A 23,626-nucleotide genomic window follows, 5' to 3' on the forward strand; every position below is an offset into this window, starting at 1 on the left:
TTCCGAGGACATTGCCATGACCGATCGTGCCGAAGCCGATACCGTTGCTTTTGAAATCATCGACCGCGTCGCCTGGGTAAGCTTCAACCGCCCCGAAAAGCGCAATTGCATGAGCCCCAAGCTCAACCGCCGCATGATGGAGGTGCTCGACGAACTGGAGCACAGCCCGGACGTCGGCGTGCTGGTGCTGACCGGCGAGGGCACCGCCTGGACCGCCGGCATGGACCTGAAGGAATATTTCCGCGACACCGAGGCACAGGGCCTGGGCGGCAGCCGCAAGGCGCAGCGCGAAAGCTATGGCTGGTGGCGGCGCCTGCGCTGGTATCAGAAGCCGACGATCGCGATGGTCAACGGCTGGTGCTTCGGCGGCGGCTATGGCCCGTTGTTCGCCTGCGACCTGGCCTTCGCCGCCGAGGACGCGCAATTCGGCCTGTCCGAGATCAACTGGGGCATCCTGCCGGGCGGCGGCGCCGCCAAGGTCGCGACCGAGCTGACCTCGTTCCGCCGCGCCATGTATCATTCGCTGATGGGCGAGAATATCGACGGCAAGACGGCGGTCGAATGGGGCTTCGTCAACGAGGCGCTGCCGCTCGACCAGCTCAAGGCGCGCGTGTCGGAGGTGGCGAACGTGCTGCTCAAGAAGAACCCTGTCGCGCTCAAGGCCACCAAGGACGCCATCCGCCGCGTGCGCGAGATGACCTACGACAATGCCGAGGATTATCTGCTGCGCGCGCAGGAAGCGGCCAACAGCTACGACAATGAGGGCCGCAAGGAAGGCATCAAGCAGTTCATCGACGACAAGACCTACAAGCCCGGTCTTGGCGCCTATGATCTCAGCAAGCAGAACGCCTGAGGCCCGGCCCCGCCATGACCCTCGAAACCCTCGCCCGCCCGGCGGTCCGCTCGCTGGACCGCCTGCTCCGCGCCCGCTCCGTCGCGATCGTCGGCGCCTCCGAGAAGCCGGGCGCGCTCGGTAACGCGGTGTTGCGTAACCTGGAGCGGCACGGCTATGCGGGCGCGATCCACCTCATCAACCCCAAGCGGCCGGTGATCGCCGGCCGCCAGGCGCTGGGCGGGATCGCGGAACTGCCCGAGGGGGTCGATGCGGCGGTGCTGGCGATCCCCGGCGCGGCGGTGCTGGATACGGTGCGGCAATTGGCGGCGCGCGGCGTGGGCGCGGCGGTAATCTTCTCGGCGGGCTTCGCCGAGGGCGGCGAGGAGGGCCTCGCCGCGCAGGCCGAAGTCGCCCGCATCGCCGCCAAGCATGGCATGGTGATCGAGGGGCCGAACTGCCTCGGCATGACCAATTATGTCGAGGGCATCCCCCTCACCTTCGTCGAGACCCCGCCGCTCGTGATCGACCGGCCGGGCGTCGGCATCGTATCCCAGTCGGGCGCGATGGCGGTGGTGCTGGGCACGACCCTGATGGCCAAGGGGCTGGGCATCACCATCTCCGTCTCGACCGGCAACGAGGCCGCCTCGGGCGTCGAGGATTATGTCGACTATCTGCTCGACGAGCCCAACACGGCCGCGATCGGCATGATCGTCGAGCAATTCCGCAAGCCCCGCCGCTTCCTGGCCCTCGCCGAAAAGGCGCGCGCGGCGGGCAAGCGCATCGTCCTCCTCCACCCCGGCACGTCGAGCGCGGCGCGCGAATCCGCCGCCACCCATACCGGCGCGATGGCGGGCGATTGGCAGGTGATGAAGACGCTCGTCGAGCGCGCCGGCGTCATACTGGTCGAGGGGCTGGAGGAATTGGGCGACGTGCTCGATCTCGCCATCCGCTCCGGCCATGTCACGACAGGCGGGATCGGCGCGGGCGGCACGGCGGTGCTGACCGAATCCGGCGCCTTCAAGGCGCTGACGCTCGACCTATGCGAGAAGCTCGGCCTCGCTCTGCCCCTAATGGAAGCGGAGACCCGCGCGGCGCTCAAGGCGGCGGTGCCCGATTTCATCCCCGTCTCCAATCCGATGGACCTGACCGCGCAATCCTTGGTCGATCCCGATCTCTATCGCCGCGCGCTGATGCCGCTGCTGGCCGACACCACCATCGCCAGTATCGTCCTCGGCATCATCCAGACCGACGCCCACACCTGCCGCCTGAAGTTCGAGCCGATCATCGCCGCGATCCGCGCGCTGACGCCCGCCAAGCCGGTGATCTTCGCCGGCCTCGACGATGGCGCGCCGGTGCAGCCGGAATATGTCGCGGCGCTGCGCGATCTGGGCGTCACCTATTTCCCCTCGCCCGACCGCGCCTTCCGCGCGCTGGCCCGGCTGACGGCCGCCGCCGCGCGCGATCCCGCCGCCACCACCGATGCGCCCGTCACGGCCACCCTGCCCCACGGCGGCGTCATCCCCGAATATCGCGCCAAGGCGGTGCTGGCGCCGATCGGCATCCCCTTCCCCATGGGCGGCTTCGCGGCCACCATCGACGAGGCGAAGGCCGTCGCCGCGTCGGTCGGCTATCCCGTCGTCCTCAAGGCGCAGGCGCAGGCGCTCAGCCACAAGAGCGATGCCGGCGGCGTGATCCTCAACCTCGGCGACGAGGCCGCGCTGGCCGAAGGCTGGGCGCGCCTGTTCGCCAATGTCGCGCGCCATGCGCCCGGCGTGCTGCTCGACGGCGCACTGGTCGAGGCGATGGGCGCGCGCGGCACCGAGCTGATCGTCGGCGCGCGCAACGATCCCGAATGGGGGCCGGTGATCCTCGTCGGCTTCGGCGGCGTACAGGCCGAAGTCTTGCAGGACGTGCGCCTGCTCCCGCCCGACCTGACCCACGATGCGATCGTCGCCGAACTGCGCAAGCTGAAAAGCGGCGTCCTGCTCGACCGCTGGCGCGGCGCCCCCGCGCTGGATGTCGATGCCGTCGCCGACATCATCGCCGGCGTCGGCCGCCTGCTGCGCGGCACGCCCGCCATCCGCGAGATCGATCTCAACCCGGTGGTGGCCTATCCCAAAGGCCAGGGCGCGGTGGCGCTGGATGCGCTGATGCTGGTCGAAGGCTGAAGCCCCTCGTCACCCCGGCACGGGGCCGGGGTGACGCCAGTCCACCCTCACGCCTTGAACGGCAGCCCCACATAATTTTCCGCGATCGAGGTCTGCGCGATCGTCGAGCCGCGGATGTAGGCCAGTTCCGCCAGCTGGATCTTGCGGTCGATCGCGTTGGCGGTCGGGAAGCGGTGGGTCAGCCCGGTGAACCACCAGGAAAAGCGCACCGCCTTCCACACCCGCGACAGCGCGCGGGCCGAATATTCGTCGATCCCCGTCGTCGTGCCGCCGCGATAGTGATCGACCAGCGCCTCGGCCAGAAACGCCACGTCGGAGGCGGCCAGGTTGAGGCCCTTGGCGCCGGTGGGCGGCACGATATGCGCGGCATCCCCCGCCAGAAACAGCCGGCCCCAGCGCAGCGGCTCCGCCACGAACGAGCGCAGCGGCGCGATCGATTTCTCCAGCGCCGGCCCGCGCGTGATGCGCGCCGCCGTCTCGGCGCCCAGCCGCAGGCCCAGCTCGTCCCACAGCCGATCGTCGGGCCAGTCCTCCAGTTTCTCGTCGGCCGGCACCTGCACATAATAGCGGCTGCGCGTCTCCGATCGCATCGAGGCGAGCGCGAAACCGCGCTGGTGGCTGGCGTAGATCAGCTCATGGTCGCACGGCGGCACATCGGCGAGGATGCCGAGCCAGCCGAAGGGATAGACCTTCTCGAAGGCGGTGATCCTGTCCGCCGGTATCGCGCGGCGGCTGGCGCCATGGAAGCCGTCGCAGCCGGCGATGAAATCACACTCCAGCCGCTGCGCCTGCCCCTTGTGGACGAAGGTTACGCTCGGCCGATCGCTGGTCACCTCGTGCAGCGCCACGTCGGTCGCCTCGAACAGGATCGGGATGCCGCGTTCCTCGGCCGCCTCGTTGAGATCGCGCGTCACTTCGGTCTGGCCGTAGACGGTGACGGTCTTTCCGGTCAGCCCCTTCAGGTCGATCCGCAGCGGCACGCCGTCGATCGAGAGGGCGAAACCGTCGTGGACGATGCCCTCCGCGTCCAGCCGGCGATCGACGCCGATCTCGTGGAGCAGATCGACCGTCGTCTGCTCGAGCACGCCCGCACGGATGCGCGCCTCGACATAGTCCCGGCTGCGCGCCTCCAGCACGACGCAATCGACGCCCTGCTTCGTCAGCATGTGCGCCAGCAACAGCCCTGCCGGGCCGCCGCCGATGATGGCCACTTTGGTCCGCATGATCCTCTCCCTCTTTGTTCAATGGCATAACAAAAAGGGTGTCACCGGACGCGGCCGCCGCCGCCGAATTGCTTGCACTTTTCGCTTGGTCGCAGCATCCTGCGCGGACGATGGCCCATCCCGCCCTCCCCCGCTTCGCGCTCTACGGCGAGCCCGACCGGACGGTGTCCGATCACTTCATCCATATCGAGACGATCGAGCGGCGCAGCGCCGCCTATGACTGGACAATTCGCCCACATTCGCACGCCCTGCTCGATCACCTTTTCCTGATCCGCGCGGGCGGCGGGGAAATGCTGGCCGAGGGCGAGCGGCACAATTTCGGCCCGGCGATCTTGGTCATACCGGCCGGCCTCGCCCACGGCTTCGCCTTCGTGCCGGGCACGATCGGCCATGTCGTGACGGTCGCCAGCGCGCTGATGCGGCACATCGCGGGCGAGGTCGCGCCGATCGCCCGACTGCGCGAGGCCGCGACGGTGCTGCCGATCGCCGCATCCCCGCAAATCGATGCGCTGCTGGCCGGCCTGATGGCCGAGACCGTCAGCGAAGCGCCCCTCGCCGCCAGCGCCAGCGAAGCGCTGCTCCGTTTGCTGCTAGTCGCCGCCTGCCGTGCCCTGCCCGCGCCGGGCGTAACGGGTGATGCGACACCACCCCGCCGCGCGGCGCTGCTGGTCGGCCGCTATGCCGAACAGGTCGAGCGGCATCTGCGCGACAATTGGACGATCGCCGATCATGCCAAAGCGCTCGGCACGTCGGTCGCGCGGCTGCGTGCCTGTTGCGTCGAGGTGACCGGCCACCCGCCGATCCACCTCGCCCACGACCGCCTCTTCGCCGAAGCCCGCCGCCAACTCGCCTATACCGATCGCACCATCGCCGAGATCGGCTACGACCTCGGCTTCACCGACCCGGCCTATTTCTCGCGTTTCTTCCGCCACATGGCGGGCGTTGCGCCGTCCCGCTGGCGCGACGACACGATAGGCCCGCCCGTCGCGGCCTGAGCCTCAGCCGCGATAGCGCGCTTCGAGGAGATCGAGTTCGCGGATGATCTTTTGCGCGACGCTGCTGCCGACCTGCCGTTCGCGGGCGAGCTGGAAGAGGGCGTCGCGCTCGGCCTTGAGGCCGACGAGGCGGAGATCGCGTTCGAGACGGTCCTGGAGGCGGGCCTCGGCCGAGGCTTCGGCGCCCTGGCTGCGGCTTTCGATGCGGTCGCGATAGAGATCCATGATGCGGCTGCCCGCCGCCGCGTAGAAATCGGCGTTGCCGTTGCGCTCGGCCAGTTCGTGCTGCGTCCGCTCGATCTCGCGGATGGCCGCCTTGGAGACGGTAACGCGGGCGGCATCCTCCTCGGCCTGAAGCGAGGGTTCGGCGGGCATCGTCAGCCCCTTGAGCAGCAGCGGCAGGGCGATGCTGGCGATCACCAGCGAGACGATGATGACCCCGGCGGCGAGGAAGATCGCCAGGTCGCGCGCCGGAAAGGGCGTGCCGTCGGTGAGCGTCAGCGGCAGGGTGAGCACACCCGCCAGAGTGATCGCGCCACGCACGCCGGCGAAGGACATGGCCGCGATCAGCCGCCAGTCCGGGCTGTGGAGCGGTGCCGCCCCCTCGGTCTTGCGCCGGCGCAGCAGGGTAAGCTTCAGCGACACCCACACCCAGGCGAAGCGCACGGCGGCCAGCCCGGCGACGATCGCGACGACATAGACGCCCAGCCAGATCGGGCGGACATGCCCCGTCACCTGCACCGTCTCGACGGCGCCCGACAGGATCGCGGGAAGCTGCTCGCCCAGCAGCACGAAGATGATGCCGTTCAGCGCGAACTGGATCGTGTCCCACACCGAATTGCGGCGCATCCGGGTGCTGGCCATCGCCTGCCGCGAGATTTCCGCGAAGGTCATCGTCACGCCCGCGGCGACGGCGGCGAGGATGCCAGAAGCGTGGATATGCTCGGCGATCAGGTAGGAGCCGAACGGGATGAGCAGGCTGACGAGGATCTGCGAACCCGCCTCCTCGCCGTAGCGGCCCGACACCCATGCCTTGGCGCGCGTCGCGATCAGGGTGGTCAGCACGCCGACGACGATGCCGGCGCCCGCGACCCACAGGAAATCGAACGCTGCGGCCGAGGCGGAGAAGGTGCCCGTCAGCGCGGCGGCGATGGCGAAGCGCAGGCAGACGAGGCCCGACGCATCGTTGAGGAGCGATTCGCCCTCCAATATGTGCATCATCCGGCGCGGGATCGGCACGCGCGCGGCTATGGCGGACACCGCGATCGGATCGGTCGGCGACACCACCGCCGCCAGCGCGAAGGCCACCGCCAGCGGCATCGCCGGCACCATCCAGTGGATGAACAGCCCCATGCCGATCACGGTGATGAGGACGAGGCCCAGCGCCAGCTCGACGACGGTGGAGACGTCCTTGAGCAGTTCGTCCTTGGGGATGCGCCACCCGTCGAGGAACAGCAGGGGAGGCAGGAAGAGGAGGAGGAACAGCTCGGGATCGAGATCGACCCGGTGCGAGGTCGACAGGCCGATGATCGCCCCGAAGAGGATCTGCACGAGCGGCGTCGGCAAGGACACCGGCAGCATCCGCGACAAGGCCCCGCTGACGACGACCGCCAGCAGCAGGAAGAGGACGATCGACACTGACTCCAAACCTGATCTCCGAATAGGTGCGTGGGCGCCCCTTTCTAGGGAGGACGGCCCGGCGGGCAACCCGTGACGGCAGGTTCGTCGCGCGGGACAGCATGGTCGTCGACAGTCGCTCGCCCGGCGGCGGGCGGCGCGGCAGCGGGCGGGAATGAATATGCCCCCGCCCCTCCGCCTGATCGATCGCCGCAGCCTGCTCGTCGCGGGCGGCGCGGCCCTGCTGTTTTCCGGGGCGGCGGCACAGGCGGAAGCCGGTGGGTTGCTCGATGCGATGAACAGCGGCGATCCGGCGGCGATCGCGCGCTGGGCCGAGGGGACGATGTCGCCAGCCGGGCTGCGCCGGCGATCGGCCGAGGCGTGGGGCAGGCTGCTGGCGGACGCGGCGCAGCGGGCGGGGCGGCTTTCGCTGGAGGGCAGCGACAGCCAGCGCGGCGCGACCCGGCTGCGGCTGCGCGCGGCACGGCTGACGGGCGTGCGATTCCTCGACCTGCGCGCCGACCGGGACGATCCGGCGAAGATCTACGATATCCGGCAGGTCGCGCAGCCGGTGGCCTATGCCGGGCCGCTGGCGCCGACCACGAGCCGCACGGCGCTGGCCGCAGCGATCCGCCGGCGGCTGGCCTTCGCCCTCGCGCACGACGATTTCTCGGGCACGATCCAGGTGACCGCGCCCGACGGCACGGCGCTGGTGCGCGACACGACCGGCTGGGCGGATCGCGTGGCGCGGCGGGCGATGACGGCGGAGACGCCGGTGAATATCGGATCGGCCGACAAGAGCTTCACCGCGATCCTGATCGGCCAGCTGGTGGAGGCGGGCCGGATCGGCTTTGATACTGCCCTGCTGTCGGTGCTGCCCGATTATCCTCGCCCCGAGGCGCTCGCGGGCGTGACGATCCGCCACCTGCTCGCGCACCGTGCCGGGCTGGGCGAGCCCGAGGGCGGGATCCTCGCTTATTCGCAGCAACCCTATGATCGGGTGGCGGACCTGCTCCCCGCCATCGCCGCGATGCCGCCGGCCTTCGCGCCCGGCACGCGCGCCGCCTATAGCAACGAGGGTTATGTGATCCTCGGCGCGGTGATCGAGCGCCTGACCGGGCGCCCCTATTGGGACGTGCTGGCCGAGCGGCTCTATCGCCCCGCCGGCATGACGGGCAGCGCGCATCTCACCCGGCCCGAGGCGATGGCCCGCGCGGCGCGTGGCTATCTGTATGCGGCGGACGATCTGCTGCTGGCGGACGGGCGGATCGTGAGCGAGCGCCAGATGCCGTGGCGGGGCAATTCCTGCGGCGGCGGCTATTCCACCGCCGGCGACATCGCGCGCTACTTCGCGGCCCTGCGCGCCGGCCGGCTGCTCCGGCCCGGCACGCTCGCCGCGATGACGGCGCCGGCCAGCGAGCCCTATCCGGGCGTGCATTTCGGCATGGGTTTCGCGATTGACACCATCGAGGGGCGCACGCTGATCGGCCATTCGGGCGGCGGATCGGCGATCGGGGTGGGTGTGGGGCTGAGGACGATGCTCGACAGCGGCTGGTCGATCGCGGTGATGGGCAATTACGACCTGCAATATGCCCAGGCGCTGACGACCGACCTGGCGACGCTGCTCGCGCGGACCAGCGCCGCATAAGTCCCATCTTGTCTCGGTTCGCGTTTGACCACAGACTTGGGGCCATGGGGGGACGCCAGCGATATCGGTCGATCCGGGCGGCCGTGACCAGCGAGGCCGGGCAGGCGCTCGTGCTGACGCTCTCGGTGTGGTTCCTGTTCGTCTACGGCAGCTATATCGTGTCGGAACTGATCGCGGGCCGTACCGGCTTCGTGATGGAGCTGCCGCTCGACGTGCCGGCGGTGCTGCTGGTCGCGCTGCTCGCGCACATCCTCTATCCGGTCGCGGTGCATGTCGTCGGCAAGCCGCCGGCCTATCGCTGGCTGGTGATGTTCGGCGCCTCCGCGCTGGTGTCGTTGCCGCAATCGGCGATCAACATCGTCGAGAATTGGATGCTGGGCGTGATCCCGGCGCTCGACGACCGCTATATCGCCATGATCCGCCATCGCTTCGGTCGATCCTTCCTGTCGCATCTCTACATGAGCTTCGCCAACGGGGCGCTGCTGATGTTCCTGATCGAAGCGCGCCGGCGGCAGGAGCAGGGCGTGGTGCTGGCGCGGGCCGAACTGCTCGCCGCGCGCGAGCGGGCCAATGCGCTCCGGCTCCAGCTCAACCCGCATTTCCTGTTCAACACGCTCAATTCGATCTCCAGCCTGATCGTGACGCGGCGGCCCGACGATGCCGACGAGATGATCTCGCGCCTGTCCGATTTCCTGCGGCTGTCGCTGAACGGCGATCCGTCCGAACTGGTGGCGCTCACAGAGGAATTTGCCGCGCTGGAAACCTATCTGGCGATCGAGACGGTGCGATTCGGATCGCGCATGGCGGTGGAGATGGAGCTGCCGCGCGCTTTGGAGGGCGCGCCGGTGCCGAGCTTCATCCTCCAGCCGCTCGTCGAGAATGCGGTGAAATATGGCGTGGCGCGATCGAAGGGCGAGGTGACGGTGCGGATCGCCGCCACCGAGGAGGCAGGCCTACTGGTGCTGACCATCGCCGACGACGGCAATGCCGCGCCCGACGCCAAGGCGGCGCAGGGCTTCGGCATCGGGCTGGAGAATATCCGCGAGCGGCTGGCCAGCCGCTATGGCGCGGCGGCCGGGCTGGCGCTGGAGCAACGGCCGGACGGCTTCACCTCGACGGTGACGATCCCGCTTACGCCCTCCGTCATTCCAGCGTGAGGCAGGCGAGCGGGGCGAGGATCACGAACAGCACCGCCGCCGCCACGATGCCGATCAATTCGCTGTCGAGCCGCGCGCCGGTCAGCATCGTCACCGGCACCATGGCGAGGCCGAGCGCCGCCAGCTTGAGTGCGGCGTGGCGGTTGCGACGCAGCTTATAGGCCCGCACCGGATTGCGCACGCCGCACAGAGCATGGATCGTCTCGGCCAGCATCGGATCGTAACCGGCGGCGCGGAAGCGGGCGGTCTCGGCCTCGCTCGCCTGGCCCCGGCCGATGCGGATCAGGATGGCGAAGCGGCGCAGCGCCTCCAGCTTCGGATCGGCGAGGTCGGTCGCGGGCTCGATGCCGAACAGCCAGTGCGCGGCGCGGGCGAGGCCGGCCATCACCGGCCCGCGCGGCGCCGGATCGAGGCGCGACAGCAGGATCACCTTGCGCTCGATCCGCGACAGCGCGGGGGTCGCCTCGGCGGCGACGAGCACGGGGCGCGGGCGGGCGGCGGGGGCCGGATCGCCGAAGCGGCGGGCGGGGGCGGGAGCGAGGGACATCAGCGGCTTTCCTATGGTCCTGGGTGGATGCCGCCCCCTGCCCTGCGGCCGCGCGCCGCGCAGCCGCGCCGCGTCCAACCCGACCGGCGATGCGATCGGGCAAATTGGTCGCACGATCCGCCACCTTCGTCCGATCCCGGTCGCGCCCGACCCGCCTGTGCGGACAGGAAGGCGCCTTCCACGAACGCCTGCATGGGGTTTCCCATCGACCGTCCCCTTCTCCCGCCCGCCAGCCCGTCGACCGCCCTCGCGCGGTGGAGCGATGCGCTGCGGATCACCGTCGGCCTGTGGCTGCTGGTGCTGCTCATCTATCTGCCGCTGATCGTCGCGCGTTACCCGCCCTCGGCCTGGGCCAGCGTCGTGCTGGACAGCCTGACGGTCACCGTATCGATGGCGCTGGCGATGCCCCTGTTCGCGCTGTTCCGGATGACGGCGGCGCGCAACGCCGCGCTGCGCATCGCGCTGCTGGTGCCGGCGATCCTCTCGACCGCTCTGTCGCAGGCGCTGTTCGACGCGGCCTATACGGGCTGGCTGGCCGATCGCGCGGTATGGGTGGCCGCACCCGCCAGCCTCGCCCACAGCTATGGCGCGGCGTTCAACTATGCCTGCGTGTTCGCGGTGAACGTCGCGCTGTTCCAGCTCGCGCTGATGCGGCGGCGTTCCTGGGCCGATCAGCGGCGGATCGAGGCGATCCGGGCGGGCGCGCAGGCGGCGCAGATCGAGGCGATGCGCCGGCAGATCGACCCGCATTTCCTGTTCAACAGCCTCAACGCCTTGTCCGCCCTGATCGTCGGCCAGCGCAACGGCGAGGCGGAGGAGCTGACCGACCGGCTCAGCCGCTATCTGCGCACCACCAGCGCGCTCGACCTGGCCGGGCTGGTGAGCGTGGAGGACGAGCTGGACGCGATCGGCGACTATCTCGCGATCGAGCAGATTCGCTTCGGCGGCCGGCTGACCGTCACGATCGACTGCGATCCGCGCGCCGCGCCGCGCCGGGTGCCCGCCTTCCTCCTCCAGCCGATCGTGGCGGATGCCATTGAGGCGACCGTTTCGCCCTTCGGCGCGGCGACGGTGGGGATCGAGGCGGCGATGCGCGAGGCGATCTTGGTGCTGACGCTGCGCCACGGCGCCGCCCACCCGCTGCACGCCGCCACAATGGCCGACACGCGCGAGCGGCTGGGCGCGATGTTCGGCGACCGAGCCCGAGTGATGGCCGAGGACGACGGTATCGTCCGCATCCTGATCGCGGAGGACGCGCGATGATCGACATGCTCACACGAACGATTGAGGCCGCCCCGGCGCGGAGCTACGATGAAGCGGGAGGGACGGAGATGCGCGTTCTGCTGGTGGACGACGAAACGCTGGCGATCGACCGGCTGCGCACCTTGCTGGCCGATGTGGAGGGCGTCACCATCGTCGGCGAGGCAGGCGACGGCGAGAGCGCGCTGGCGCTGATCGGCGAGACGCTGCCCGATCTGGTCATCCTCGACGTGCAGATGCCGGGCCGCAACGGGCTGCGCACGGCGGGCGCGATCACCGTCGATCCCGCGCCCGAGATCGTCTTCATCACCGCGCACGAACATTATGCGCCCGACGCCTTCGATCTGGACGCGGCGGATTATATCCTGAAGCCCGTCCGCTTCGAGCGGCTGCGCCAGGCGATCGATCGCGCGCGCAAGCGGCGGATGCTCAACCGGACGGCGGATCGGGTGGAGGCGCTGGAGAGCCAGCTGGCGGCGCTGCGCGGCGGTGCGGTGGCCGGGGGCGGCGATCCGGAGTTCTGGGTGCCCAGCCGCCATGGCCAGGTGCGGGTGCCGCTGGAATCGATCGACTGGATCGAGGCGGCGCGCGATTACGTGCTGCTCCACACCGCGCTGCGCAGCTTCATGCTGCGGACGACGATGACGGCGCTGGAGGAGAAATTGACGGGCACGCCGCTGGTGCGGGTGCATCGCTCGGCCTTCGTGCGGCCGGCGCGGGTGAGCGAGGTGCGGCGCGACGGCCGCTCGGTCACCCTGATGCTGGCGGACGGCGCCAGCGTGCAGGTCGGGCCGAGCTATGTCTCGACGATCGAGACGGTGCTCGGCCTTTCCCGGTAGAGACCACGCGCGATCAGGCTGGGAGCGAGACCGAGGCGTTGATGAGCATGGCGGCGAAGAAGAGGGCGGCGATCACGCTCATGGCGCGGCTGATGATGGTGTCGGTCATTATCGTTTCCTTTTTAAGATGCGGCGCGTCGCTGCGCCGGCCGCTCCCTAGAGGTGCCGCCCCGTCGATGAGCGGGCGCGCCGACCGGGGTGGCGATCGCTGCGACGGGGTGGCTTCGTCGAGCCGGGATGCAGCTTCGTCGCACCGTCCCGCCGCGCGTCATGCCGGTCGCGGCGCGATGTCGGCGGCGGCCCGCCACGCCTAGATCGACCCCAGCACCCGGAAAGCGGGTGTCGTTTCACGAATATCAAAGGGGTTGCTTATGCATATTCTTCTTCTCGTCCCGGCCGCTGCGGCGGCCGCTTTCCTCGCCGCCGCGCCGGCCTCGGCCCAGGGCGTGCGCGCCGAAATTCACGGCGGCTGGGATCGGGTGTCCGGCGGCGGGCATGACGACGGCATCGTCTATGGCGTCGGCCTCGGCTACGATCATGCGATCGGCCGGAAGCTGACCCTCGGGATCGAGGCCAATGCCGACGAGAGCAGTGTCAAGGAATGCCAGTCGGCCGGCACCGTGCGCGCCTGCGCCAAGGCCGGCCGCGATCTCTCGGTGGCGGCGCGGCTGGGCCACAAGGTGAGCGAGACCGGCACGCTCTACGCGCTGGCGGGCTATACTAACGCCCGCGTCACCGGCTCGTTGATCGCCGGCATCGTGCCGACCGCGACGCGCTTTTCGGACACTCTGGACGGCGTACGGGTCGGCGTCGGCTATGAGCAGGCGATCTCGGGCAAGCTCTACGCCAAGGCGGAATATCGCTATTCCAACTATGAGGGCGGCACCGAGCGCCACCAGTTGCTGACCGGCATCGGCGTCCGCTTCTGAAACCTCGGGCGGCCGGTCGCGCGGGCGACCGGCCGATCCGTCAAGGAACGATCATTCCGGCGTGACGATCACCACCGCGCCGTCGCTGGCATGTTCCCCGCGCAATTCGGCCAGCGCGATCCGCACCGGGCGCTCGCCACCGCCATTGACCGTCAGAGCGGTCGTGAAGCTCTGCGCCGCGCCGCCGCCCAGGACCGCTTCGATCCGGTGGGCGGCATCGACCCGGCGGGCGAGCGGCAGGATATCGGTCAGGCGGGCGCGGTAGAGCGCCTCGGGCTCGAAACCCGCCAGCCGCGCCAGCGTGGCATCGACCGACACGAAGGTGCCGCGCGGCGACAGCCGGCCCCGGCCGACCCCGCTGTGCGCGGCGGCCGCCGCCGCCATCGCCGTTTCCTCCTCGGCCCGCGCCCTCTGCGCCTTCTCCTCGGTCACGTCACGGAAGAGGATCGCCGCCCCGTCGAGATAGGGCATCGTCTCGAAGCGCAGCCAGCGCCCCTCGAAGGTGAGCGAGGGCTGGTCGAACACCGCACTCTCGCCCGATTGCACCGCACGGACGATGAAGGTGTTGAGCAGGGTCCGGCCAAAATCGGTGAACAGATCGGCCAGGGTCGAGCCGACCACCTTCTGGCGTGCCAGCTTGAGATAAGAGGCACCGGCAGGATTGAGTTCGGTCACCACCAGATTGCGATCGACGGCCATGAACCCCTGCACCAGCCGATCGAGAACGCTGCCGAGGCGGATCGAAGATGGCTCCACAATGGCACGATCGGCCTGAACCGCCCGCTGGCTCAGCTGGCTATAGTTGGAAACGGACAGGATCACGAGACGTTCGCGCCCGTGATGGGTCACGAAAATCGGCCCCGTCGCGGCTCGATCCTGCCACATCCCGAAATGCCGAACGAATTCCGCGGACGTCACACTGGTCCGCAATGGTTCCATTTTCACGATAGCTCGCCCTCCCGCTGCCGTAGATTGAGAGGTGTCGGGAAATGCTGTGAAAATGAAATATGCGGATCATCCAAATCGGACTTTTAACCGCGTAACCCGCTCGACAACGGTGTTGTTTACGTAAATGGCGGCAGAATTTGCCAACATTACGCAAATTACATCATTTTGCCGCCACCATTAGGTAGGTTTGACATGATTACACGCGGCCTGTGGAAAACGTCCCTTGAACGCCAGGTTAACCGTGGCTCGCTTCGGCGAAACACGACTGGCGCGGCCGTTGTCGAATTCGCCCTCGTTCTGCCCCTGCTGCTCACGATCCTGTTCGCGATCGTCGTCTACGGCACCTATTTCTGGCGCGCCCATGGCCTGCAACAGGTGGCGAACGATGCCGCGCGCGTGGCGATCGGGGGCGTGACCAAGGCGGAGCGCAAGTCGCTGGTGGACGCCACCATCGCCAGCGAACTCCCTTCGCTCGGCGGGATCAGCACCACAACGGTTACCACCAATGTGGCGGATACCGGCGCCGTGCTGACCGTGACGCTGGCCTATAACGCGCAGGCCGATCTGGCGACGGCGGCGGGGTTCATTCCCCTGCCCTCGGCGATGATCCAGCGCGTCGCCGTGGTCCGCCTGGCCGGCCTCTGATCGATGCGTTCGCTTTGGCGGGACCGGCGTGGCGCGGTCACGATCCTCGTCGCGGTCATGCTGGTCGCCAGCATGGCGAGCCTGGCCTTCGCGGTCGATGCCGCAACCGTCTTCGCCGATGGGCGGCGCTTGCAGGGCATCGCCGACGCCTCGGCCCTGTCCGCCGCCGCGAACATTTCGGCGCCCACCAGCGCCGTCACCAGCACGATCAGCGACAATGGCTGGGCCAGCCGCGCGACCGCCAGCGAAGTCACCACCGGCAGCTATGACGTCAGCGCCGCCATGGCCTCGCGCTTCACCGCCGGCGGCAGCACGCCCAATGCGGTGCGGGTAACGCTCCAGTCGGATTCTCCCCTGTTCTTCGGCAAGATCTTCGGCCGCAACAGCTTTCGTGTGTCACGCACCGCCACCGCTACCAAGGTCGATCTCGCCTCCTTCTCGCTCGGCTCGCGCCTGGCCTCGCTCGACGGGGGTATCGCCAACGCCTTGTTGAGCGGGCTGACCGGCACCACCGTCAACCTCACCCTGATGGATTATCAGGCGCTGGTCGATGCCGACATCGATCTGCTCGCTTTCAGCAAGATCCTCCAGACGCAGCTGTCCGCGCAGGCGATGACGTTCGAACAGACGCTGGCGATCAGCAACAGTGTCGGCAACACGCTGGGCGCCATCGCCAGCACGCTCGATGCGCAGGGCTCGACGACCGCCGCCGCCGCCGTCCGCAAGATCGTGCCCTCCACCATCGGCATGAGCGCCACCTCGCTCTCGGCGCTCATCTCGCTCGGGCCGATCGGCAAGCAGGATCATGCCGCCCCCGGCGCGCCGATCAATGCCAACAGCTGGGATCTGATCCAGGCGCTGCTGCAAACCTCGGGCGGGCCGCGCCAGATCACCGCCAATCTCGGCACCGGCATCCCCGGCCTCGCCAATGTGAAGCTGTATATCGCGATCGGCGACCGGATGGTGAATTCGCCCTGGCTCACCGTCACCAACAGCGGCACCACCGTGATCCGCACCAGCCAGACGCGCATCTATCTCGACACCAACGTGCTGTCGGTCGGCCTGCTGTCGTCGCTCTACAATGTCGCCAGCATCCGCCTGCCGCTCTATGTCGAGCTGGCCGAGGCGCAGGCCAAGCTCTCCACCCTGAGCTGCGTCAGCGGCTCCAAGACGGCGGCCTTGCTGGTCAAGCCTGGCATCGGCCACGCCTCGATCGCCGAAGTGCCGACCACCCCGGCATCGACCTTCACCAACCAGACCGTCGCCTTGCCCGAAACGCCGGCGGCCGCGATCAACCTGCTGCTGCTGACCGTCACGATCAATGCCCGCACCGATCTGTCCTCGCAGAACTGGCAGACCGTGCCCTTCACCAACGCCGAGATCAGCGCCCAGACGGTCAAGACCGTTACCGCCACCGGCGCCATCACCGCGCTCGCCACATCGCTCACCAAGAGCCTGTCGATCGGCGTGCAACTGGGCGCGCTCAAGCTGCCGAGCCTCACGGTCGGCGCTCTGGTCGGCGACCTGCTGGAGGCCGCCGGGCCGCCGCTCGACGCGGTGCTGGGCTCGGTCACCAATTTGCTGGGCATCCGGCTGGGGCAGGCGGACGTGCGGATCAACGGGGTGCGCTGCGGGGTGCCTTCGCTGGTGGCGTAACCCCTGGAGCCCGCCTCAAAACGCCCGTTCGTCCCGAGCGAAGTCGAGGGGCGTGCCCCGCGCGCTGCGCCCAGCCTCCCGTCCCTCGACTTCGCTCGGGACGAACGGACGGGGGGTGGGGGAACCCTCCCCCCTCTCGCGCTTTGAATCGCCTTCGCAACGAAGGATGGCGATCATGGCGGCACGACCCTATTGGCAAGGCCAGATCCGCCTCGCGCTGGTCTCGATCCCGGTGCAGATCTATTCCGCCACCAAGAGCGGCGCGACGGTCGCCTTCCACCAGATCCACGAACCCTCCGGCAAGCGGATCAAATATGAGAAGGTCGTGCCCGGCATCGGCCCGGTCGACCCTGACGAAATCCTGAAGGGCTATGAGTTCGAGAAGGGTCATTACGTCCTGCTCGACGAGGACGAGATCGCGGCGGTCAAGCTGGAGAGCAAGAAGACGCTCGAGCTGACCCAGTTCGTCGATTATGATTCGATCGACCCGATCTATTACGACAAGCCTTATTATGTCGTGCCGGCCGACGATCTGGCCGAGGAGGCGTTCGTCGTGCTGCGCGAGGCGCTGCGCAAGACGCGCAAGATCGGCATGGGCCAGCTGGCGCTGCGCGGCCGCGAATATGTCGTCAGCCTGAAACCCTGCGGGCGCGGGCTGGTGCTGGAGACGTTGCGCTATTCGGACGAGGTCCACCGCGCTTCCGGCTATTTCCGCGACATCGGCGACACCAAGCCCGAGGAGGATCTGCTCGATCTGGCAACGACGCTGATCGACAAGAAGGCCGGCAAGTTCGACGCCGCCCATTTCCACGATCGCTATATCGACGCGCTCAAGGAGCTGATCGAGCGCAAGCGCAAGGGCCGCACGATCGAGACCGACGAGGAGGATGCCAAGCCGGCGGCGCGCGGCGGCAACGTCGTCGACCTGATGGCGGCGCTCAAGAAGTCGCTCGAGAAGGGCAACGCCAAGGAGGCGCCCGCCGCCAAGGCCCCGGCCAGGAAGGCCGCGCCGAAGAAGCCCGCCAATGACACGACCACCACCCGTAAGGCGCCCGCCAAGAAGGCGCCGGCGCGCAAGCGGGCCTGATCGTGGCGAAGGCGGCGGCCCCGGCGGGCGACGATCCGCTGGCGCGCTACAATGCCAAGCGCGATTTCAGCCGCACGAAGGAGCCGGCGGGACAGCGCGGCGAGACGCCCGACAGCCACCTCTTCATGGTGCAGAAGCATGACGCGACCCGGCTGCACTGGGACTTCCGGCTCGAGCTGGAGGGCGTGCTCAAGAGCTGGGCGGTGACGCGCGGGCCGAGCCTCGATCCCGACGACAAGCGCCTTGCCGTCCGCACCGAGGATCACCCCCTCTCCTACGCCACCTTCGAGGGGACGATCCCCAAGGGCGAATATGGCGGCGGCACGGTGATGCTGTGGGATCGCGGCACCTGGACGCCTTTGCCCGGCAAGGACCCCATCAAGACGCTCGCCGAGGGCCACCTCCACTTCACGCTCGATGGCGAGCGGATGAAGGGCGAATGGATCATGGTCCGCCTGAAACCGCGCGGGCGCGAGAAGGCCGAGAACTGGCTGCTGCGGAAGGTTGCGGACGATTTCGCCGGCGGGTCGGACGATCTGGTAGGCCAGGCCATCACCAGCGTCGAAACCGGTCGTACGATGGCCGAGATCGCGGGGGGCGAAGAACCCAAGGTCGCGAAGCGCAGGCCGGCCGCCGCGAAGAAGGCCGCCCCTGCCAAGGCGTCCAGGGGCAAGCTCCCCACCTTCCGCGAACCGCAACTGGCCACCTTGGTCGATGCCGTCCCCGCCGGATCGGGCTGGATCCACGAGGTGAAGTATGACGGCTATCGCACCCTGATCGGCGTCGGCGGCGGCAAGGCCAAGGCGTGGACGCGCACCGGGCTCGACTGGTCGGATCGCTTCGCCGGCGTGGTCGAGGCGGCGGCCGCCCTCCCCGGATCGGCGCTGATCGATGGCGAAGTGGTGGCAATGGACGCCAACGGCCACCCCAGCTTCCAGCGATTGCAGGCCGCGCTGAAGGATGGCGGCACCGGCGCGCTCCACTATTTCGCCTTCGACCTGCTGGAGCAGGACGGTGAGGATCTGACGTCGCTGCCCAACACCGAGCGCAAGGCGCGGCTGGCGGCGCTGCTGCACGACGCCCCCGAACCACTCCATTATGCCGAGCATGTCACCGGATCGGGCGAGGCGATGTTTTCGGGAATCTGCGCCGAGGGGCTGGAAGGCATCATCTCCAAGCGCGCCGACGCCCCCTATCGCACCGGCCGCCGCAGCCCGGCCTGGGTGAAGGTGAAATGCACCCGCCGGCAGGAATTCGTGATCGTCGGCTGGACGCCCTCCGACAAGGCGCGCGGCTTCCGCAGCCTGCTGCTTGGGCTGCATGAGGATGGCCGGCTGCGCTACGCCGGCAAGGTCGGCACCGGTTTCAACGCGGCGCTGATGGACGATCTGCTCGCCCGGATGAAGCCGCTCGAGCGCAAGACCGCCCCGGTCGAGGCCCCCCGCGCGGCGGTGCGCGGGGCGCATTGGGTAACGCCGAAGCTCGTCGCCGAGGTCGCCTTCGCCGAATTCACCGAAGAGGGCGTGCTGCGCCACGCCAGCTTCCTCGGTCTGCGCGAGGACAAGCCCGCAGGCGACGTCACCGAGGAGAAAGCCGCCCCCGCCGCCAAGGCCACCAAACGCGCCAAGGCCGCCACGCAGGCCCCAGCCGGCATCACCAGCCCCGATCGGGTGATCGACCCCGACAGCGGCATCACCAAGGGCCAGCTCGCGGCTTATTATGCCGAGGTCGCCGAGCCGCTGTTGGCATGGCTCTCCCGCCGCCCTGTCAGCCTCGTCCGCTGCCCCCAGGGCCGCGCCAAACATTGCTTCTTCCAGAAGCATGACAGCGGCAGCTTTGGCGATCATGTCCACCACGTCCCCATCCGCGAGAAGGACGGATCGACCGAACCCTATCTCTACGTCGACGATGCCGAAGGGATGATGGCCTGCGTGCAGATGGGCACGATCGAATTTCACGGCTGGGGATCGATGATCGAGGCTGTAGAGGCCCCCGACCGGATGGTCTTCGATCTCGATCCCGATGAGGGGCTGGGCTTCGAGGCGGTGAAGCACGCCGCCTTCCTGCTGCGCGACGAACTCGCCGGGCTCGGCCTGAAGAGCTGGCCGCTGCTGTCGGGCGGCAAGGGCGTGCATGTCGTGGTGCCGCTGGATGCGTCGGCCGAATGGCCGGCGGTGAAGGATTTCGCCAGCCGCTTCTCCCGCGCGCTGGCCGCGGCCCACCCCGATCGCTTCACCGCCAACATGAAGAAGGTGGAGCGCAAGGGCCGCATCTTCCTCGACTGGCTCCGCAACCAGCGCGGCGCCACCGCCGTCCTGCCCTACTCCGCCCGCGCCCGCGCCAACACCCCGGTCGCGGCGCCGGTGACATGGGAGGAGTTGCGCGACGTGGAGACGCCCGCGCGCTGGTCGGTGCTGGACGGCGCCGAACTGGTGAAGCGGGCTGGCAGCAAGGCGCTCAGGGGCTGGGCCGTCGCCAGACAGGCCCTGCCCGCCGCGTGATGGCAAACGGGATGATCTTCAGGAAGGATCGGTTAGTAGGGGCGCCATGATCCGTATCGCTGCCCTTGCCGCCCTCCTCCTCGCCACCACCGCTCCGGCCGCCCCCCCTGCCCCCGCCAAACCCGCGCTGTGGCAGGTGAAGGACGCCGACACGACCATCTATCTGTTCGGCACGGTCCACGTCCTGCCGGCGGGCGAGCGCTGGTTCGAGGGGCCGGTGAAGGCCGCGTTCGACAAAGCCGACGCGCTCGTGATCGAGACGGTCGCCCCGCCCCCGGCCGAGGCGGCGCGGGTGATGATGGCGCGCGCGATCGATCCCGCCGGCCGCAGCCTCACCGCGATCGTCGGGCCGGAGAGTGCCGCCAAACTCGGCAAGGCGCTGGTGGCGGAAGGCCGCCCGGCGGACATGCTCGACCGGTTCGAGCCATGGTATGCCGCCACCCTCCTCACTTTCCTCGCGCTCGACCGGATAGGGATCAAGGCCGGGTCGGGCGTCGAGCCGCAATTGCAGGCGGCGGCGGGTGCCGCGGCCAAGCCGGTCGAGGGGCTGGAGGGGTTCGACGCGCAACTGGCGCTGCTCGACGGACTCTCTGCGGCGGACCAGAAGAAATTGCTCGACGAGAGCGTCGAGGAAATGGCCGAGGCCGACGGCAAGCTGCGCCCGATGATCGCCGCCTGGGAAAAAGGCGACGCCCCCGCCCTCGCCCGACTGATGAACGAGGGGCTGAAGGACGCGCCCGAAATCCGTCGCCTCCTGCTCGACGACCGCAACGCCCGCTTCGCCGACTGGATCGCGGCGCGGATGGCGCGGCCCGGCACGGTGTTCCTGGCGGTCGGCGCGGGCCATCTGGGCGGCGAGGCCAGCGTACAGGCGTTCCTCGCGAAGAAGGGCCTGAAGGCGACGCGGGTGCAATAAGGCCCCCGCGACGTCCGCCCCCGATCAGCGCGGCGCGCGCCGCCCCCGGCCGATCCCCATCCGCGCGAATTCCGCCTGCCCATCGACGAACTGGTGCTTCAGCGCGCCGCCGACATGGAGGACGAGCAGCGCGATGATGATCCACGCGATCTGCATGTGCCGCTCCACCAGCGTGTCGTGGAGCAACTTCTGCTCCGCGATGCCCTGGGGCGTGGTGCCCATCCGCTGGATCGGGCCGATCTTGGGCCAGGGGATGACCCACCACAATTTGGTCGGCCCGCCACGGCGCGCCTTGGGCGCGGCGGCGGCGGGGGCAGCGCCGCCGGGCACGGGTGCCGGCGCGGCCTCGATCTGGCCGGGCGGCGGGGGCGGCGGATTGGCCGAGATCAGAGCCCAGCCGGACAGCGGCATCAGCACCATCGCCACATAGAGCAGGAAATGGACGAGATGGGCGAGGCCCTTCTCCCATCCCCTGGTGCCCGGCGCGAACGGCGGCGGGCGATGCGTCAGCCGCCACACGATCCGCACGATGCTGAGCAGCAGCACGGTGATGCCAGAGGAGATATGGGTCTGGATCACGAAGCCGCGCAGGGGCTGCTCGAACCCCTCCATGAAGAAGCCCAGCGCCAGATTGCACAGGATCAGCGCCGCGATCGCCCAATGCAGCGCGATCGCGACCTTCGTATAGCGGGTATCGGTCGTCATGAGCGCCATGCCTATCCCCTCGATGGGTTGTCGCCCGATCCTGCGGCGGGGCGCGGCCGCCCGCAATAGCCTGGGGGGAGGAGGAAAAGCACCCCGCCGTTGCCCACACCCCGCTTGACTCGCCCGCCCCACCCCCTTAGGGGCCGCGTCTCCGCGAACGGCCCCTTCGTCTAGCGGTCTAGGACGTCGCCCTCTCACGGCGAAAACACGGGTTCGAGTCCCGTAGGGGTCACCATCGTCAAGCCCTAAATGGCTGACGCGCGGACGAAATGCCGGATAGCGGCATTGATGAGGCGCCATTTCGTCCCACACTTTGATTGGGCTTCCGCGCGCTTCAGCGCGCGTGCTTGAACTGCCGTGAGACGGCAGCCGATGTCGCTTGGTGGGCGCATCTGACCCAATCCCGGCCATTCAAGCAGACTTTCCTGCTTTCCGAAACCGGCCGCTCATTCATGTGAACGGTCCGATTGCATTCGCGAGCACCACCTCCCGCTCGAAATGGCTTAATTTGGGACAAATCCGTCATTCCCAACAACCTGCGGCAACGGCAGATTCTGCTGGAAGCGGTCATTGCCACCCCGATCGAATGCCGGCGCGGAACGCGTAATTGTGGGGCGATTCCGCCCCGACCCTTTACCTCGCCACCAACCGGGCAGCTATCGGGAAAGTGCGCTGGCTTTTGGGTCGGGAACGCGGACGATTGGTGGAAAGCGGACATTCGCGGGATCGCATGATCGAGGTCCGGTAGGGTCAGAAGCGGACTGGTGCCGGACGGATCAGGCAGGAAAATGAATACCGCACAGTTTGTTACCGTCGGGATCACGAAAATAGGCCAGTTCGATGGTGCCCATGGAGGCAGTTTCGCGCGGTCCGGGCGGAGCTTCGATCGAGGTCCCGCCAGCGGCAACGGCGGTATCGTGAAGCTGCTTCACCTGCTCGGGCGAGTCGCAGGAAAAGGCGACGGTGCTGCCGTTGGCGACGCTTGCCGGTTCGTCGTTGATCGGCTGGCTGACGATGAAATTGGTCCCGTTGCCGTTATTGTAGATCAGACGTGTATGGCCGCTGTCGGCGATGTTCCTCGTCCCTTCCCCTGCACCCAAGGTGCCGAGCACCGTGTCGTAGAAGCGCTTAGACCGTTCAATGTCGTTCGATCCGACCATGGTGTGAAAAAGCACGCATACTCTCCTGAAGGCTGATCGACTTCCGATCGCCATTGGCGATCTCACCTAACAGGCACATGATCCGCGGTCACCCCCGAGTCCTCGGAATGTCCGCTACTGGGGCGGCTGCCGACCGGCGGTTTCATGAGGATCGATCGGCAGCTCCCGTCAAATCCGGACGTTCGCGTCCCGTTTAGCGAACGGCGAAATCTGGACTGCAGCCGGGAGCTACGGCCGGATCTTGGGACTTAGCCGTCGTTCGCGAGCCATCCGGCGAATGACGGCTTTCGGCGCGAGCGGACATTCGGTGATCAGTGATGGAATAAGATCGAAGCCAACTGTTCAGCAAATAAAGTCTTGCCAATTTGGCCCGTCCGCAGGCTGGCCCGCTTCCACCCATGCGAGCTTCCTGCCTAGAAATTGGAGGGCGGACTCGAGCTCGGAGCGTCGCACCTCGAGTTTCGCCATCTGCATCCTCAAGACTTCGGCGGTTCGTGCAGGCGAGTCCGCACCCGCACGGTACTCGGCACCCAGTGCCGCGATTTCCCTTAGCGAATAGCCCAGTGATTGTTGCAGCCGGATCATCCGCGCCGCCGTGACGTCCTGCGGGCCGAAGACCTGATAGGGGTTGGCGCCGCCCTTGCCGTTCCGCCCCGGGCTCAGCAGCCCCTTGCGGACGTAGAACCGGATCGTGTCGAGCGACAGGCCGGTCGCTTTGGAAAACTGGGAAATCAGCATCACGGAAGCGCTCTTGACCATGGACTAAGGTCCACGGTTATAGGGCTGGCCT

General features: G+C 68.4%; 20 protein-coding genes and 1 tRNA gene. 14 read left to right on the plus strand and 7 right to left on the minus strand.

What is annotated here, in order from left to right:
• The first annotated feature begins 16 nt into the window (after nt 1-16).
• Nucleotides 17-853, plus strand: a complete 837-nt coding sequence (locus tag PQ455_RS07725; RefSeq protein WP_273690647.1) for a p-hydroxycinnamoyl CoA hydratase/lyase — start codon at nt 17-19, stop codon at nt 851-853.
• Nucleotides 854-867: 14 nt separating this feature from the next.
• Complete coding sequence (locus PQ455_RS07730; RefSeq protein ID WP_273690648.1) at nt 868-3,003, plus strand: acetate--CoA ligase family protein; 2,136 nt, start codon at nt 868-870, stop codon at nt 3,001-3,003.
• A 47-nt stretch (nt 3,004-3,050) separates the two neighbouring features.
• Here the strand turns inward: PQ455_RS07730 and pobA are convergent, their stop codons facing one another.
• Nucleotides 3,051-4,226, minus strand: a complete 1,176-nt coding sequence (gene pobA, locus PQ455_RS07735) for a 4-hydroxybenzoate 3-monooxygenase (protein WP_273690650.1) — start codon at nt 4,224-4,226, stop codon at nt 3,051-3,053.
• A gap of 110 nt (nt 4,227-4,336) precedes the next feature.
• Between pobA and PQ455_RS07740 the strand changes: the two genes are divergently transcribed.
• On the plus strand, nt 4,337-5,221 hold the full coding sequence (locus PQ455_RS07740) for a helix-turn-helix domain-containing protein (protein ID WP_273690651.1): 885 nt from the start codon (nt 4,337-4,339) through the stop codon (nt 5,219-5,221).
• Between the two features lie 3 nt (nt 5,222-5,224).
• On the opposite strand, the gene PQ455_RS07745 is transcribed toward PQ455_RS07740, so the two are convergent.
• Nucleotides 5,225-6,868, minus strand: a complete 1,644-nt coding sequence (locus PQ455_RS07745; protein WP_273690654.1) for a Na+/H+ antiporter — start codon at nt 6,866-6,868, stop codon at nt 5,225-5,227.
• A gap of 151 nt (nt 6,869-7,019) precedes the next feature.
• On the opposite strand from PQ455_RS07745, the gene PQ455_RS07750 reads away from it, so the two are divergent.
• Both PQ455_RS07750 and PQ455_RS07755 read left to right on the plus strand, forming a co-directional pair.
• Entirely contained in the window at nt 7,020-8,486 is a 1,467-nt protein-coding gene (locus PQ455_RS07750) for a serine hydrolase domain-containing protein (RefSeq protein ID WP_273690657.1), read from the plus strand.
• Between the two features lie 83 nt (nt 8,487-8,569).
• A complete protein-coding gene (locus tag PQ455_RS07755; RefSeq protein WP_273690659.1) occupies nt 8,570-9,643 on the plus strand; it encodes a sensor histidine kinase in 1,074 nt (357 codons plus the stop codon).
• Here the strand turns inward: PQ455_RS07755 and PQ455_RS07760 are convergent.
• Nucleotides 9,630-10,190 carry a hypothetical protein gene (locus PQ455_RS07760; RefSeq protein WP_273690660.1) on the minus strand — a complete coding sequence of 187 codons (561 nt, stop codon included), beginning with the start codon at nt 10,188-10,190 and terminating at the stop codon, nt 9,630-9,632. The genes PQ455_RS07755 and PQ455_RS07760 overlap by 14 nt on opposite strands.
• Nucleotides 10,191-10,382: 192 nt before the next feature.
• Here PQ455_RS07760 and PQ455_RS07765 point away from each other — a divergent pair, with 192 nt between their 5' ends.
• The 3 genes from PQ455_RS07765 (at nt 10,383) to PQ455_RS07775 (ending at nt 13,218) form a co-directional block, all read left to right on the plus strand.
• Nucleotides 10,383-11,453 (plus strand): sensor histidine kinase, encoded by a 1,071-nt coding sequence (locus tag PQ455_RS07765; RefSeq protein ID WP_273690662.1) that lies wholly within the window; start codon nt 10,383-10,385, stop codon nt 11,451-11,453.
• Nucleotides 11,454-11,521: 68 nt separating this feature from the next.
• On the plus strand, nt 11,522-12,289 hold the full coding sequence (locus PQ455_RS07770; RefSeq protein WP_273690664.1) for a LytR/AlgR family response regulator transcription factor: 768 nt from the start codon (nt 11,522-11,524) through the stop codon (nt 12,287-12,289).
• Between the two features lie 371 nt (nt 12,290-12,660).
• Nucleotides 12,661-13,218: an outer membrane protein gene (locus PQ455_RS07775; RefSeq protein ID WP_273690666.1), complete on the plus strand. Its 558-nt coding sequence runs from the start codon at nt 12,661-12,663 to the stop codon at nt 13,216-13,218.
• A 51-nt stretch (nt 13,219-13,269) separates the two neighbouring features.
• Here PQ455_RS07775 and PQ455_RS07780 read toward each other — a convergent pair whose 3' ends face one another.
• Nucleotides 13,270-14,067, minus strand: coding sequence for a PAS domain-containing protein (locus tag PQ455_RS07780; protein WP_273690667.1), 798 nt, complete (start codon nt 14,065-14,067; stop codon nt 13,270-13,272).
• Between the two features lie 291 nt (nt 14,068-14,358).
• Between PQ455_RS07780 and PQ455_RS07785 the strand changes: the two genes are divergently transcribed.
• The 5 genes from PQ455_RS07785 (at nt 14,359) to PQ455_RS07805 (ending at nt 20,971) form a co-directional block, all read left to right on the plus strand.
• Nucleotides 14,359-14,811, plus strand: coding sequence for a TadE/TadG family type IV pilus assembly protein (locus PQ455_RS07785; protein WP_273690668.1), 453 nt, complete (start codon nt 14,359-14,361; stop codon nt 14,809-14,811).
• A 3-nt stretch (nt 14,812-14,814) separates the two neighbouring features.
• Nucleotides 14,815-16,467 carry a TadG family pilus assembly protein gene (locus PQ455_RS07790; protein ID WP_273690669.1) on the plus strand — a complete coding sequence of 551 codons (1,653 nt, stop codon included), beginning with the start codon at nt 14,815-14,817 and terminating at the stop codon, nt 16,465-16,467.
• Between the two features lie 175 nt (nt 16,468-16,642).
• Nucleotides 16,643-17,554 (plus strand): non-homologous end joining protein Ku, encoded by a 912-nt coding sequence (gene ku / locus PQ455_RS07795; RefSeq protein ID WP_273690670.1) that lies wholly within the window; start codon nt 16,643-16,645, stop codon nt 17,552-17,554.
• A gap of 2 nt (nt 17,555-17,556) precedes the next feature.
• On the plus strand, nt 17,557-20,055 hold the full coding sequence (ligD, locus tag PQ455_RS07800) for a DNA ligase D (protein WP_273690672.1): 2,499 nt from the start codon (nt 17,557-17,559) through the stop codon (nt 20,053-20,055).
• Between the two features lie 46 nt (nt 20,056-20,101).
• Entirely contained in the window at nt 20,102-20,971 is an 870-nt protein-coding gene (locus tag PQ455_RS07805; protein WP_273690674.1) for a TraB/GumN family protein, read from the plus strand.
• Nucleotides 20,972-20,995: 24 nt separating this feature from the next.
• On the opposite strand, the gene PQ455_RS07810 is transcribed toward PQ455_RS07805, so the two are convergent.
• Nucleotides 20,996-21,685, minus strand: a complete 690-nt coding sequence (locus PQ455_RS07810; RefSeq protein ID WP_273690676.1) for a cytochrome b — start codon at nt 21,683-21,685, stop codon at nt 20,996-20,998.
• Nucleotides 21,686-21,835: 150 nt separating this feature from the next.
• Here PQ455_RS07810 and PQ455_RS07815 point away from each other — a divergent pair.
• Nucleotides 21,836-21,911, plus strand: a tRNA-Glu gene (locus tag PQ455_RS07815).
• A gap of 541 nt (nt 21,912-22,452) precedes the next feature.
• On the opposite strand, the gene PQ455_RS07820 is transcribed toward PQ455_RS07815, so the two are convergent.
• Together PQ455_RS07820 and PQ455_RS07825 are read right to left on the minus strand one after the other, a co-directional pair.
• Complete coding sequence (locus PQ455_RS07820) at nt 22,453-22,851, minus strand: VOC family protein (protein ID WP_056422467.1); 399 nt, start codon at nt 22,849-22,851, stop codon at nt 22,453-22,455.
• Nucleotides 22,852-23,178: 327 nt separating this feature from the next.
• Nucleotides 23,179-23,574: a MerR family transcriptional regulator gene (locus PQ455_RS07825; protein WP_273690678.1), complete on the minus strand. Its 396-nt coding sequence runs from the start codon at nt 23,572-23,574 to the stop codon at nt 23,179-23,181.
• Nucleotides 23,575-23,626 lie beyond the last annotated feature (52 nt).

Source organism: Sphingomonas naphthae (assembly GCF_028607085.1).
Lineage (GTDB): Bacteria > Pseudomonadota > Alphaproteobacteria > Sphingomonadales > Sphingomonadaceae > Sphingomonas_Q > Sphingomonas_Q naphthae.